The organism is Arthrobacter sp. A5 (assembly GCF_051131705.1).
Lineage (GTDB): Bacteria > Actinomycetota > Actinomycetes > Actinomycetales > Micrococcaceae > Arthrobacter_M.
Genome location: NZ_CP180316.1, coordinates 4,023,106 through 4,035,361, shown reverse-complemented (window position 1 = coordinate 4,035,361; position 12,256 = coordinate 4,023,106). Strand labels below are relative to the sequence as shown.

Annotated in this window: 11 protein-coding genes; 3 read left to right on the top strand and 8 right to left on the bottom strand. The window is 66.2% G+C overall.

Annotated elements, in window-relative coordinates; all coding sequences use genetic code 11:
• Positions 1 to 8: 8 nt before the first annotated feature.
• Together ACLLJI_RS19135 and ACLLJI_RS19130 are read right to left on the bottom strand one after the other, a co-directional pair.
• On the bottom strand, positions 9 to 896 hold the full coding sequence (locus tag ACLLJI_RS19135; protein WP_434615712.1) for a DUF4031 domain-containing protein: 888 nt from the start codon (positions 894 to 896) through the stop codon (positions 9 to 11).
• Positions 893 to 1,651, bottom strand: coding sequence for an HAD family hydrolase (locus ACLLJI_RS19130; protein ID WP_434615710.1), 759 nt, complete (start codon positions 1,649 to 1,651; stop codon positions 893 to 895). Before ACLLJI_RS19130 ends, ACLLJI_RS19135 begins: the two co-directional genes overlap by 4 nt.
• A 281-nt stretch (positions 1,652 to 1,932) precedes the next feature.
• On the opposite strand from ACLLJI_RS19130, the gene clpB reads away from it, so the two are divergent.
• Positions 1,933 to 4,560 carry an ATP-dependent chaperone ClpB gene (gene clpB, locus ACLLJI_RS19125; RefSeq protein WP_434615707.1) on the top strand — a complete coding sequence of 876 codons (2,628 nt, stop codon included), beginning with the start codon at positions 1,933 to 1,935 and terminating at the stop codon, positions 4,558 to 4,560.
• Between the two features lie 16 nt (positions 4,561 to 4,576).
• Here the strand turns inward: clpB and ACLLJI_RS19120 are convergent, their stop codons facing one another.
• Positions 4,577 to 5,743, bottom strand: a complete 1,167-nt coding sequence (locus ACLLJI_RS19120) for a septum formation family protein (protein ID WP_434615704.1) — start codon at positions 5,741 to 5,743, stop codon at positions 4,577 to 4,579.
• Between the two features lie 282 nt (positions 5,744 to 6,025).
• Between ACLLJI_RS19120 and ACLLJI_RS19115 the strand changes: the two genes are divergently transcribed.
• Both ACLLJI_RS19115 and ACLLJI_RS19110 read left to right on the top strand, forming a co-directional pair.
• Positions 6,026 to 6,259, top strand: coding sequence for a DUF3073 domain-containing protein (locus ACLLJI_RS19115; RefSeq protein WP_434615701.1), 234 nt, complete (start codon positions 6,026 to 6,028; stop codon positions 6,257 to 6,259).
• Positions 6,260 to 6,490: 231 nt separating this feature from the next.
• Positions 6,491 to 7,276, top strand: coding sequence for a VOC family protein (locus ACLLJI_RS19110; protein ID WP_434615698.1), 786 nt, complete (start codon positions 6,491 to 6,493; stop codon positions 7,274 to 7,276).
• A gap of 100 nt (positions 7,277 to 7,376) precedes the next feature.
• Here the strand turns inward: ACLLJI_RS19110 and purM are convergent, their stop codons facing one another.
• The 5 genes from purM to ACLLJI_RS19085 form a co-directional block, all read right to left on the bottom strand.
• Positions 7,377 to 8,531 (bottom strand): phosphoribosylformylglycinamidine cyclo-ligase, encoded by a 1,155-nt coding sequence (purM, locus tag ACLLJI_RS19105; protein WP_434615695.1) that lies wholly within the window; start codon positions 8,529 to 8,531, stop codon positions 7,377 to 7,379.
• The gene (purF, locus tag ACLLJI_RS19100) at positions 8,528 to 10,117 is read right to left on the bottom strand and encodes an amidophosphoribosyltransferase (protein ID WP_434615692.1); all 1,590 of its coding nucleotides are present in this window, start codon (positions 10,115 to 10,117) and stop codon (positions 8,528 to 8,530) included. The genes purM and purF overlap by 4 nt, the downstream gene beginning before the upstream one ends.
• Before the next feature lie 33 nt (positions 10,118 to 10,150).
• A complete protein-coding gene (locus tag ACLLJI_RS19095) occupies positions 10,151 to 10,519 on the bottom strand; it encodes a hypothetical protein (protein WP_434615689.1) in 369 nt (122 codons plus the stop codon).
• Between the two features lie 80 nt (positions 10,520 to 10,599).
• Positions 10,600 to 10,953 carry a sterol carrier family protein gene (locus tag ACLLJI_RS19090; RefSeq protein WP_434615686.1) on the bottom strand — a complete coding sequence of 118 codons (354 nt, stop codon included), beginning with the start codon at positions 10,951 to 10,953 and terminating at the stop codon, positions 10,600 to 10,602.
• A gap of 206 nt (positions 10,954 to 11,159) precedes the next feature.
• The gene (locus tag ACLLJI_RS19085; RefSeq protein WP_434615683.1) at positions 11,160 to 12,164 is read right to left on the bottom strand and encodes an asparaginase; all 1,005 of its coding nucleotides are present in this window, start codon (positions 12,162 to 12,164) and stop codon (positions 11,160 to 11,162) included.
• Positions 12,165 to 12,256 lie beyond the last annotated feature (92 nt).

Genomic DNA, 12,256 nt, shown 5'->3' with positions numbered 1-12,256 from the left:
GGACGGCGTCAGTTTCCGGGGCTGCCCAGGCCGCCGGCGAGCTCGCCTTCCAGATTCCGCTGCGCGGCCCGCAGCCACAGGCTTTGCGCCGCCGGGGTATGGAACAGTGGGTCCAGTTTGAGCAGTTCCCGGACGACGACGGCGCGCCCGGTGGCGAAGTCGGCGTCGCTGACGTGGGCGTAGTCTGCCCGGACGGCCCGCAGATATTGCCCGTACTGCTCGGGTGAGCCGCCGAGAACGGACAGATCGGCATCGCACAGCAGCGCGCCGCCGTCGTCCGCGGGTCCCGGAATGTGATTGGCAGTGAGCCGGACCAGCCGTGCCGTCTCGCGGATCTGAACCGCGGGCAGCCCCGCGTGCGTGAGCGCGGATTCCGCCAGCTGCGCCGACTGCTCCTCATCCGCACCGGGCACGCCCCGGTACACCGCGTCGTGGAACCAGGCGGCGAACAGGACCGGCCCTGCCGGCTCCGGATGCAGCAGCGCGAGGGCCTCCAGCACTGCCAGCAGGTGCGTGCGTCCGTGGTAGTGCCGGTGCGGCTCGCCCCACCGGCCGAGCAGGTCCCGGCCGATCTCCTCCCGGCCGGGCAGGAGCGCGGTCCAGCGCTGCAGCAGGGCCCGCTCGAGGGACTCATTGCGGTCCCGCGCGCGGACCCGCAGCCCACTGGAAATCAGCAGCCGGGCAAGGGTCTTGCCGGAGACCTCGACAGCGCCCAGGCGGACCAGATCCGCATACCGGCGCGCCGGCACATCGTAGTGGTCCCTGTCGAACGCCCGTCCGGGGATGCCGGCGTCGGCGGCGAAATCGTGCAGCTCCGTCAGCGACAGGTCCGAGACAAGATGTGAAAACACGGTGCCATGCGCCGGCCAGACCGGCGGGTCCAGATAGAGGGTCATCTGGCCGGGCCGGCCGGGTCCGGAGCACAAGCAACATCCGCCCGCCCAGCCGCGCCTGGCGGACCGGGAGCGAAAACGTCCAGCAGCTCCTCCATCCGGTCGAAGGGAATGGCCCCGGCAGCGGTCAGGGCACCGGCCGGAGCCAGCCCTCCGGTGAAGCCGAACACCGTCATTCCGGCGGCGTCGGCAGCCCGGACACCGGGAACGCTGTCCTCCACGACGGCGCAGCGGGCCGGGTTTACCCCCAGAACCCGGGCGGCGTGCAGGAACAGATCAGGGGCGGGTTTGCCGTGTTGAACCTCCGCGGCGCTGAAAATGCGGCCGCCAAAGTGCTTCGCCAGCCCGGTGAGTCCGAGGGTCAAGCGCATTTTGCTGTGCGATCCGCTGGAAGCAACGCAGCTGCGCTGGCCCCGCGATGCCAAGGCCTTAAGCAGCGACTCGATGCCGGGGACGGGGGCGAGCTCGTTGGCGAAGGCCCGCCGGATTTCAGCGCTGGAGCGCCGATCAAATTCGGCGGCCTTCTCCGGCCCAAGGATCCGTTCCAGCACTGCCGGGCCGTCGGCGGACGTGCGGCCCATGAAGGTGTCCACGACGTCCTGTTCCGAGTGCGGGGCGCCCAGTTCCGTGAGCAGGCGCGCCTCGATCGCCACCGTCAGCCGTTCGCTGTCCACCAGCACGCCGTCGCAGTCGAAGATGATGAGTTCAAATCCGTCCATGCCCTCAACGGTAGCGGTTGCCTGAAGCGTTCCCTCCATCGACTGAGCCGCAGAGCACTGTCCCTCTGTTTCCCATCCCTATCCCGTTCACCCCCTGTTCCGCTCACCCTCTGTTCCGCTCACCTCCTCGCGCTCACTTCCGGATCGGGCATTTGCTGCCCGGCCGATGACAGACCGCGCCCGGCGTAGACAGGGATTTCGCCGTGGGCAATCATGGGTAGCAGCGGACTCTTTTCTGAAGTTGAGCGTAGTACACTCAAGTTAATAGATGGCGCGTCCGCCTGGACGCAGTCGAATTGCCGCTTTGAAAGGAGCTCTCTGTGGACGCCAAATTCACGACCAAGAGCCAGGAGGCTCTGTCCGCCGCCGCGATGAACGCCTCAACCGCGGGCAACCCGCAGGTCGAACCCGCGCACCTGCTCAAAGCCCTGATGGATCAGCGCGAAGGCGTGGCGGTCGCCCTGCTGAAGGGTGCCGGCGTCGACCCGGATCAGGTCAGTCTTGGTGCCAGCCAGGCAATCAAGTCCCTGCCCGCCTCCTCCGGGACCAGCGTGGCACAGGCCCAGCTCAGCAGGAATGCGCTGATGGTGCTGCAGTCGGCCCAAAAGGAGGCGGACCGCCTGGGTGACAGCTATGTCTCCACCGAACACCTGCTGCTCGGCATCGCCGCTGATGCGGGCGAGGCCGGGAAGGTGCTGCGGGACGCCGGTGCCGGCACCAAGGCTTTGGAAGCGGCCCTCCCGAATGTGCGCGGCAGCGGGAAGGTGTCCACTCCGGATCCGGAAAACACGTTTCAGGCCCTGGAAAAGTACGGTGTCGATCTGACCGCAATCGCACGGTCCGGCAAACTGGATCCCGTGATCGGCCGTGACTCGGAGATCCGCCGGGTGATTCAGGTGCTCAGCCGGCGCACTAAGAACAACCCGGTGCTGATCGGTGAACCCGGCGTGGGTAAGACCGCCGTCGTCGAGGGCCTGGCGCAGCGCATGGTTGCGGGCGACGTGCCGGAGAGCCTGCGCGGGAAGACGCTGGTCAGCCTCGACCTGGCCGCGATGGTGGCTGGCGCTAAATACCGCGGTGAATTCGAGGAACGGTTGAAGGCCGTGCTGGAGGAAATCAAGAACTCCGAGGGGCAGATCGTGACCTTCATCGATGAGATCCACACGGTGGTCGGCGCGGGCGCGGCCGAGGGGTCCATGGATGCGGGCAATATGCTCAAACCGATGCTGGCCCGTGGCGAGCTGCGACTGATCGGCGCCACCACGCTGGATGAATACCGCGAACGCATCGAGAAGGACGCGGCGCTGGAGCGGCGGTTCCAGCAGGTCTACGTCGGTGAGCCCAGCGTCCCCGACACCATTGGTATTCTCCGCGGACTCAAGGAACGCTACGAGGCGCACCACAAGGTGGCGATCGCGGACTCCGCCTTGGTTGCCGCGGCCACCCTGTCCAACCGGTACATCGCGGGCCGGCAGCTGCCGGACAAGGCCATCGACCTGGTGGATGAGGCCGCGTCCCGGCTGCGCATGGAGATCGACTCCGCTCCGGAGGAGATTGACCGGCTGCGCCGATCGGTGGACCGGCTGACCATGGAGGAACTGGCGCTGACCGGGGAAACGGATGCCGCGTCGCGGGACCGGCTGGACGCACTGCGGGCGGACATGGCGGACAGGAAAGAGGAGCTGAACGCCCTGAACGCCCGGTGGGAGGCGGAAAAGGCCGGCCTGAACCGCGTTGGCGAGCTCAAGGCGAAGCTGGACGAGATGCGGTCCGTGGCGGACAAGGCACAGCGCGACGGCGATCTGGAGCAGGCGTCGCGGGTCCTGTACGGCGAAATCCCGGCACTCCAGCGCGAACTGGACACTGCAGCCGCGGAAGAGGAATTTTCGGACAAATCCCAGCTGATGGTCGCCGAGGAGGTCACCGCCGACGACATAGCCGAGGTCATCTCCGCCTGGACCGGGATCCCGGCCGGCCGGATGCTGCAGGGCGAATCGCAGAAGCTGCTGCAGATGGAGCAGGTGCTGGGAGCGCGGTTGATCGGCCAGTCCAAGGCCGTTGCCGCCGTCTCGGATGCGGTGCGCCGTGCGCGGGCAGGAATTTCGGACCCCGACCGGCCCACCGGTTCCTTCCTCTTCCTGGGCCCCACCGGTGTGGGCAAAACGGAGCTCGCCAAGGCGCTCGCGGACTTCCTGTTCGACGACGAGCGGGCCATGGTCCGGATCGACATGAGCGAGTACTCCCAGAAGCATTCCGTGGCCCGGCTGGTGGGTGCCCCTCCGGGATATGTGGGCTACGAGGAGGGTGGCCAGCTGACCGAAGCCGTCCGCCGTCGCCCGTATTCCGTTGTGCTGCTCGACGAGGTGGAAAAAGCGCACCCGGAAGTCTTCGACATCCTGCTGCAGGTGTTCGACGACGGCCGGCTCACGGATGGTCAGGGACGAACCGTTGATTTCCGGAACGTAATTTTGGTGCTGACCTCAAACTTGGGCAGCCAGTACCTGGTGGATCAGACCCTGGCTCCCGAGGCCAAGCAAAAACTGGTGATGGACGTGGTCAATGACTCCTTCAAGCCGGAGTTCCTGAACCGCCTGGACGACATCGTGATGTTTGATGCGCTGAGCGTGGACGAGCTGTCCAAAATTGTGGATCTGCAGGTTCAGTCCTTGGCTGCGCGCCTGCATGAGCGCCGTCTGAGCCTGGAGGTGACGGATGGAGCCCGGGCATGGCTGGCGATGACCGGCTACGATCCGGCCTACGGGGGAAGGCCGCTGCGCCGGCTCGTGCAGCGTGAAATCGGCGACCGGCTGGCCCGCGAGATTCTGGCCGGCACGGTCACGGATGGGGATACCGTCGTCGTCGACACCGCTGCAGACATAGAGGAGCTCAGCGTGGATGCGCTGGCGAATGGGCATGGCCCCACGGGACTGTCCGTCAGCCGCAAATGACCCATCCGCGGTCCGGCTAGCCCAGCAGGGACTCCTTAATGTTCTCGCCCGAATCGTCCACGATGATGCAGTCCACTCGGCGGTCGCCCTTCGACCAAGTGCTTTCCGACGGATATCCGGACTTCGGTTTGTAGGTGTAGTTATTGGCGGCGCTGGAGAGTTTGACGGCATTGCAGGTGTCGGTTGCCTTCGCTTTGAGGGCATCCAGTCCGGGGTAATCGGCACCCGCCGGGTAGGTGTAGGTCCCCACCAGCTGTGCGGAATGGGCAGCGGTGCAATCCACCACGTCGGCATTTTGGCTGGCGCTCTGAAAACTCTTCAGGCAATCGCCTTTCGCCCACTTCAGCGGCGGAACATTGGTTGCAATCACGCCGTTGTTGTTCGGCGACGGGGTCGAGGTGAGGGAAGGGGAGGCCGACGGGTTCGGGGTGTTGACCGCGCTGGAAGCTGCCGGGTTCGTCGCTGCAGACGTCTGTGCCGCGCTCGATACGGGGGCCTGATCCCGGGATCCGCTGAGGAGAGAGACGATCAGCCAGATTGCTCCGATGATCAGCAGCACGCCGATGACCGCGAGGCCGATCATAATGTACAACTTGGGGTTGCTGCCACCCGCCGGGTTGCCTGACCGGGTGGCGGCCGCAGCCGGGTGGGCCGGGACCGGGTGGGCCCCAGCCGGGTGGGCCGGGACGGTCGCGGATTTGCTCCACGGATTGCCTGCGGCCGGTGCTGCCGTGGGGTCGGTCGGCACTGTGGCTGCCGGTCCGGCGCCGCGTTCATTGTCCGCCGAAGTGGCTGCGGCACGCGGGGCCGTGGGGGTATTTCTGTCGGCATCGCCGCTGTCTGCATCACCCCTGGGCAAAGCGGGTGCCGGCGGCGCCTTAAACTCGTTGCCGGCCACCATGGTTCCGGTCGCCTGCGCTTCCTCGGCGACCCGCGCGGCCTCGGCCTCCACCTCATTCAACGAGGTGGATTGCGCTACCTCGCTACTGATTTCGGCAGCAGCAAGGTGCGGCTCTTCGAGCTGAATATTGGCGTCTTCGGACACTGCCGGCTCCGGCACGGAAGGAGGGGTCGGCGGAACCGCCGTACCGCCGTCGTCGTGCCCCTCATCGCCGCGCGCCTTCCCGCTCCGCGCTCCCACGCTCCGGTCGGCCCCCGTCTGATCGTCGTCCTGCTTGCTCATCGAAGAAAACACCTTTCCTGCCGGTCCACTGCTGCCATCCGCAGCCATCCGTCGCCAAGGAAAAACCGCCGGCGATCACGTCGTGCCTGCGGCCGACCGCCTGTTTCCGGCGCTGCCTCGGTTCCCTTGAAAACGACTCTACCGAAGATGCGAGGGCGCATGCGCGCACGGAGACGGGGGAAAGCATGTAATCTAGAGTTACGACAAATTGACCAAACATTCCGGGGCCTCGCTCTTAGCCGAGCGACCACCTCCGGTCCGAGTGCAAAAGGGGGTCACGCCATGGGGCGCGGCCGTCAAAAGGCTAAGGCAACCAAGCAGGCTCGGGACATCAAGTATTACTCCCCGAACACTGATTACACGGCGCTCCAGCGCGAACTGGGGGCCACCGAGAGGCGTGTCTCCAGCCGCTACACGGAGAGTCCCGTAGAGCCGGACTATTCGGCGTACGAGGACAAGTATGCGGACAAGTTTTCGGAGGACGACGACGAGGTGGACACCCGCCGTATCGGCTAGGTCCGCAGACCTGCCTGAGATGCAACAACACCCTGCCAGATGTGATGGTTCCGGTTACCGGGCCGACCAGGCGGGGTATTTGTTGTGCCCGGAAGGTTTCTGTCCGGGACCTCTTCCCAGCCGGACGTCGGAGTGCTTGGATGGCTTTGGGACCGCCGCCGGCCTGCTGCTGTGCGGGACACCAGAGGGTGCCTCTTCGGCACTTTCACATCCGCTCGGAAAGGATTTGCAATGCCCACCGTAGACAGCTATGCGCAAGGAACCCCCTGCTGGGTGGACCTCTCCAGCACCGACGTGGACGGAGCCAGGGCTTTCTACGCCGGAATCTTCGGTTGGGAGTATGCGGCCAATGTGATGAGCCCGGAGATGACGTATTACCTCGCGACCAAAAACAGCGGCAATGTAGCCGGCCTGTCGCAGCAAATGCCGGAGATGGCAGCTTCCGGGATCCCGTCCAACTGGACCACGTACTTGGCTGTGGACAACGTAGACGAAGCCGCAGCGCGGGTCACGGAGGCAGGCGGATCACTGATGTTCCCACCGGACGAGGTCCCGGGGAACGGACGCATGGTCATCGCCACCGATTCGTCCGGAACACCGGTGGGGCTGTGGGAAGCCAAGGGGATGATCGGTTCCAGTGTAGTTAATGAGCCCGGCGCGGTCATCTGGAATGAACTCCAGGTCGACGACGTGGCGGCTGTGCTGCCGTTCTACCGGTCCGTTGCCGGGCTGGAAGCCGAGACCGGACCTGCCGGGGACATGAGCGATTATACCCAGCTGATGGTCAGTGGCCGGAGCGTGGGCGGCGCGCTGGCTAAGCCGATGCCGGAAATGCCGAACAACTGGACCGTGTATTTCAACGTGGCGGATGTGGACGTGACCGCCGCGAAGATTGCCGAGCTGGGCGGTCACGTCATAGCTCCACCGTTCGATGTTTCGACGATCGGCAGAATGGGCGTGTTCAGCGATCCGCAGGGCGCCGTCTTCGCTCTCATGGCCGGGGGGATGGGCGCATAGGTGGTGGATAACGGGGTGGCCGGAGCCGCGGATGACGGGGTGGATGGAGCGACGAAGAAGCGGACGGTGCTCGGGTGTCAGGCGCAGGCCGCTCTGGTGGTCAGGCGTAGGTGCTGACCAGCCTGACAGCGCCGCCGTCGACTCCCTTGGCTCCCTGGACGTAGTCCGGGCCGGTCCTGTTCATGTCCACGGACTGCGCGGAGACGGTGCCCATCATCCAGGCGGGCAGTCCGCGTTCGGTGAGACGGGCGACGGCGGCGTCCGCGGCTTCGGCGGAGACGATCGCGATCATGCCAACGCCGAGATTCAGGGTTCGCTCGAGATCGGCCAGCGGGACGTTGCCCAGTTCCGCGACGAGCTTGAAGATGGCCGGCAGGCTCCAGGTGGAGCGGTCCACCGTTGCGACGAGGCCCTGCGGCAGCACCCGGGCCAGGTTCGCGGCCAATCCTCCGCCGGTGATGTGACTGAAACCATGCACACCGGCGGGGGATCCGACGGGCAAAAAGCGGGCCAGGTCCAGGCAGTCCGCGGCATAAACCCGCGTCGGCTCCAACAGCTCCTCGCCGAGCGTGCGGCCGAGCTCCGAGACCTGGCGGTCCAGTGCCCAGCCGGCATGATTAATCACCCGGCGCACCAGTGAATAGCCGTTGGAGTGCAGGCCTGAGGAGGCCATGCCGATCACCACGTCGCCCGCGCGGACGCGGTCCGGTCCCAACAGATTAGCCGCTTCCACCACACCGGTCGCCGCGCCGGCAACGTCGTACTCGCTTTCGCCCAACAGCCCCGGGTGTTCGGCCGTTTCGCCACCCACCAGCGCGGTGCCGGCCACCTCGCAGGCCGCGGCGATGCCGCGGACGATGTCCGCGATGCGTTCGGGGACCACCTTGCCGCAGGCGATGTAGTCCGTCATGAACAGCGGCTCGGCGCCTACCACTACGATGTCATCGACCACCATGCCGACCAGATCGAAGCCAATCGTGTCGTGGATGTCCATGGCCTGGGCGATAGCGACCTTGGTGCCGACACCGTCGGTGGAGGTGGCGAGCAGCGGCTTCGTGTAGGTCAACAGCCGGGAAACGTCGTACAGGCCGGCAAAGCCGCCCACACCGCCCAGCACCTCGGGGCCATGCGTCGCCTTGACGGCGCCCTTCATCAGTTCGACGGCCCGGTCGCCCGCCTCGACGTCGACACCTGCACTGGCGTAGGTAATCCCGGCAGCGCCGGACGGTGCGGAGTTCTGCCCAGCGGAAGTCATACTGTCTCTTTCTTTTGGTCATCGTGCGCGCCGGCGGTGTGCCTGTCGCTGGGTGTCAGCAGGGGTTCAAGCTCGGCGTCCGGCCCCGGGTCGCAGCCGGTGGAGGTGGTGTCATCGGCCGGATCGGTACGTTCCAGCAGATTCTTTCCGAGCCGGTCCGCCGTCGGCAGTTTGATCGGGTAGACGCCCGTGAAGCAGGCCGTGCAGAGGCGCTCGCGCGGCTGCAGGGTGGCATTGATCATGCCGTCCTCGGAGATGTAGGCCAGTGAATCGGCGCCGATCGACTTGCTGATCTCGTCAATGGCGGCCCCGTTGGCGATCAGCTCCGCGCGGGAGGCAAAGTCAATGCCGTAAAAACAGGGCCAGCGCACGGGCGGCGAAGAAATCTTGACATGCACCTCGGCTGCGCCGGCCTCACGGAGCATCCGGACCACGGCGCGCTGGGTGTTTCCGCGGACGATCGAATCATCCACCACCACAATGCGTTTGCCGCGGATGACGGATTCCAGCGCATTGAGTTTCAGCCGGATACCGAGCTGGCGCAGCGTCTCGCTGGGTTGGATGAATGTCCGCCCCACATAGGCGTTCTTGACGAAGCCGTGCGCAAACGGGATGCCGGATTCCTCCGCATAACCGACGGCGGCAGGCGTTCCGGACTCCGGCACAGGAATCACAATATCCGCATCGAAGCTGTTTTCCCGGGCCAGCTGCCGGCCCATTTCCACGCGGGATTCGTAGACCGAGCGGCCGGCAATCGTGGCATCCGGCCGGGCCAGATAGACGTATTCGAAGACGCAGCCGGCCGGGGTGGACGGCGCGAACCGCTGGCTCCGGACGCCGTCCTCGTCAATGGCAATAAATTCGCCGGGCTCGATGTCCCGGATGTAGCTTGCACCCACGGTCGCCAAGGCGGCGCCCTCGGAGGCAACCACCCAGCCGCGCTGCAGCCGGCCGAGCACCAGCGGCCGGACGCCGTGCGGATCGCGGGCGGCGTAGAGGGTGCCTTCATCCATGAAGACGAAACAGAACGCGCCGTGGATTTTCGGCAGCAGGTCCATTGCGGTGTCCTCAAGGGAACGGTCGTCGTCGCCCTTGAGCAGGGTGGTGACCAGCGCCGTGTCGGACGTATTGCCCTGCGCCATTTCGCCGGACGTCGGCTTGCCATGGCGTTCGAGCACCATGTCATAGAGCTCGGCGGTGTTGGTTAGGTTGCCGTTATGGGCCAGCGCCACGGTACCAGTTGCGGTGGCACCCAGGGTGGGCTGTGCGTTGGCCCAGTTGGACGAACCGGTGGTGGAATACCGGCAATGCCCGACGGCGATGTGCCCGGTGAGCGTATTAAGCGTCGTCTCATCGAAGACCTGGGACACCAGGCCCATATCCTTGTAGACGCTGATCCGGTTGCCGTCGCTGGTGGCAATGCCGGCCGATTCTTGTCCGCGGTGCTGTAGCGCATACAGCCCGTAATAGGTTAGTTTTGCGACCTCTTCACCGGGTGCCCAAACACCAAAGACGCCACAGGCATCCTGGGGGCCTTTTTCACCGGGTAAAAGATCATGGGAAAGTTTTCCGTCTCCGCGTGCCACCAGAGAATTATCTCACGTATTGCCGGGAGGGGGTCACGGAACCTGGTCTGCGGCCGGAGCGGCGTCGTCACCGGGCGCCCGTTCGAGCACAATCCGCTCGCTGCGGCGGATGCTGGCCCGGTCCAGCAGCAGGGCCAGAACGCCGCCCAAAGCCACCCCCGGCAGGGCCAGCAGGACGGCGAAGAACCCGAAAACCGTGCTGCGGTCGAAGTTAGCGCTGCCGGGACCGGCCACGGCTACTATCGCCGCGGCCAGTACGCCCACCAGGGCGCCGAGCACCAGGAACGGGACAAACTTCGGCGCCCGGCGCACGGTGGCCCGCCGCCGCTCGGGTGCCTCCTGGACCGGCTCGGATGCGTGCGGCTGGCTGCGGTTCGGCTCGCTGGAAGGCAGGGAAGTCATAGTCTTAAGCCTACCTGCGCTGGAGGCACCTGCACCGCGGGCGGCGGGCAGAGCGGGCGGATGGATGACGCGGGCGACGGTCAGAGCGGGAGCAGACCCGCCAGATCGGCCCGCAGTCCTGACGCGGCCACGCTCCCGGCGGCAACGGCATCTGCCCAGCTCAGCCGGCCCGCGGCCATCCCCAGCCAGGTGTCGGCGTCGCACTCAACGACATTGGGCGGTGTTCCGCGGGTATGCCGGGGTCCGGCTACGCATTGGGCCACTCCAAACGGGGGCACCCGGACCTCCACCGAATTCCCCGGCGCCCTGGCTGCCACCTCTTCGAGCGTGTAGCGGACTGCCGTTGCCAAGGTCCCGCGGTCCACCGGGCCGGCCTGCCAAGCCGCCACGGCGGCCAGGCCAACCACAATCTCCACCCGCCGCCTCGCGACCATCGTGGCCCTCCATTCCGCCCTCGAGTGGGGAGTCTGCCCCAGGAATAAGCTGTCGAAGGGCCATGTCGCCCCACTTGTCGGCCGTGTTTCACCGCTTCGGCTGTGTTGATTCAAAAGCCGGGCCAACCCCTGAATTCGGCTAATCCAACAGCCCGGCTAATCCAACAGCCCGGCTAAGCCAACAGCCGGGCTAGGCCATGAGTCGGCTAATCCAAGAGTGCGCTGACGGTCGAGCTCAGGCGCAGGCTGCCCACCGGACGTCCGCCGCCCGTAATGGGAGAGACCACGCGCTCCAGCACGCGCGCCACATCGGGTGCATCCACCGCCCCCGCAGCGGCCAGCAATGTCAGCCCCACCAATGTTGCCGCGCGGCCGTTTCCATCCAGCATTTTCAGTGCCACCGCGGCGCCTGTGGGGGTGGATATCGCCAGGACGCCCTCGGCACCGCGTTTGGTGAGAATTCCCAGTTCCTCCATCACCACCGTGTCCGATTTGCCGCTGCCGTGCACCGCCCACGGGTAGTCCAGCATCGATGTGGTGATGGTGGCGGCACGGGCATTTGCATTCTTATCGGCCGGGGCCTTCGCCAGCTTGGAGTAGGCCCTCGCCAGGCCGGTCAGTGACACCGCAGTGACGGGAGCTCCGCAGCCGTCCACGCCGGTATGCACCACCGATTCCTGTGTGTATTCCTCGATCACCGAGCGGACCAGCTGCTGCAGGGGATGGTTCGGCTCCAAATAGGAGCGCAGGTCCCAGCCGTTCTCGGTGCACGCCCAGAGGAAGGCGGCGTGTTTGCCGGAACAGTTCATCGCGATCTTGCTCTTGCCGCCTCCGGCACGAATCGTCTCGATCCAGGCCCGGGCGTCCTCCGGCCAATCCTCCGGGCAGCGGAGATCCTGCTCCGTAATCCCGCCGGCCCGGAGCATCCCCTCCACCACGTCCCTGTGCTCCTGCGAGCCCACGTGGCTGCCGCAGGCCATGGCAGCCTGGACGCCCCGCAGCGGGACGCCCGCCTGCATCGAAGCGAGGGCCTGCAGCGGCTTTAGCGAGGAGCGCGGGTACATCGGGGCGGAGATGTCGCCCAGCGATGTGACAACGGAACCATCTCCAGCCAGGACAACGGCGGAGCCGATGTGACGGGATTCGACAAACCCGCTGCGTTCGAGCACGGCTAGTTCGACGGCGGCGTCGGCGGAGAATGTTTGCAGCATCCGCTTAGTCTATGCAGGAGCGGCGGGTTTCCTGGTCCTGTGTCCCGTCACGGGCTGCCACACCGCCCGCTGCGCACGTTGAGCCCCCGCCC

Excerpts from the sequence above, each read along its gene's own strand:
- ACLLJI_RS19110 (WP_434615698.1), top strand. The coding sequence starts at position 6,491 with ATGCCCACCGTAGACAGCTATGCGCAAGGAACCCCCTGCTGGGTGGAC.
- ACLLJI_RS19120 (WP_434615704.1), bottom strand. The coding sequence starts at position 5,743 with ATGAGCAAGCAGGACGACGATCAGACGGGGGCCGACCGGAGCGTGGGA.
- ACLLJI_RS19135 (WP_434615712.1), bottom strand. The coding sequence starts at position 896 with ATGACCCTCTATCTGGACCCGCCGGTCTGGCCGGCGCATGGCACCGTG.
- ACLLJI_RS19115 (WP_434615701.1), top strand. The coding sequence starts at position 6,026 with ATGGGGCGCGGCCGTCAAAAGGCTAAGGCAACCAAGCAGGCTCGGGAC.
- ACLLJI_RS19130 (WP_434615710.1), bottom strand. The coding sequence starts at position 1,651 with ATGGAGGGAACGCTTCAGGCAACCGCTACCGTTGAGGGCATGGACGGA.
- purM (WP_434615695.1), bottom strand. The coding sequence starts at position 8,531 with ATGACTTCCGCTGGGCAGAACTCCGCACCGTCCGGCGCTGCCGGGATT.
- ACLLJI_RS19090 (WP_434615686.1), bottom strand. The coding sequence starts at position 10,953 with ATGGTCGCGAGGCGGCGGGTGGAGATTGTGGTTGGCCTGGCCGCCGTG.
- ACLLJI_RS19095 (WP_434615689.1), bottom strand. The coding sequence starts at position 10,519 with ATGACTTCCCTGCCTTCCAGCGAGCCGAACCGCAGCCAGCCGCACGCA.
- ACLLJI_RS19085 (WP_434615683.1), bottom strand. The coding sequence starts at position 12,164 with ATGCTGCAAACATTCTCCGCCGACGCCGCCGTCGAACTAGCCGTGCTC.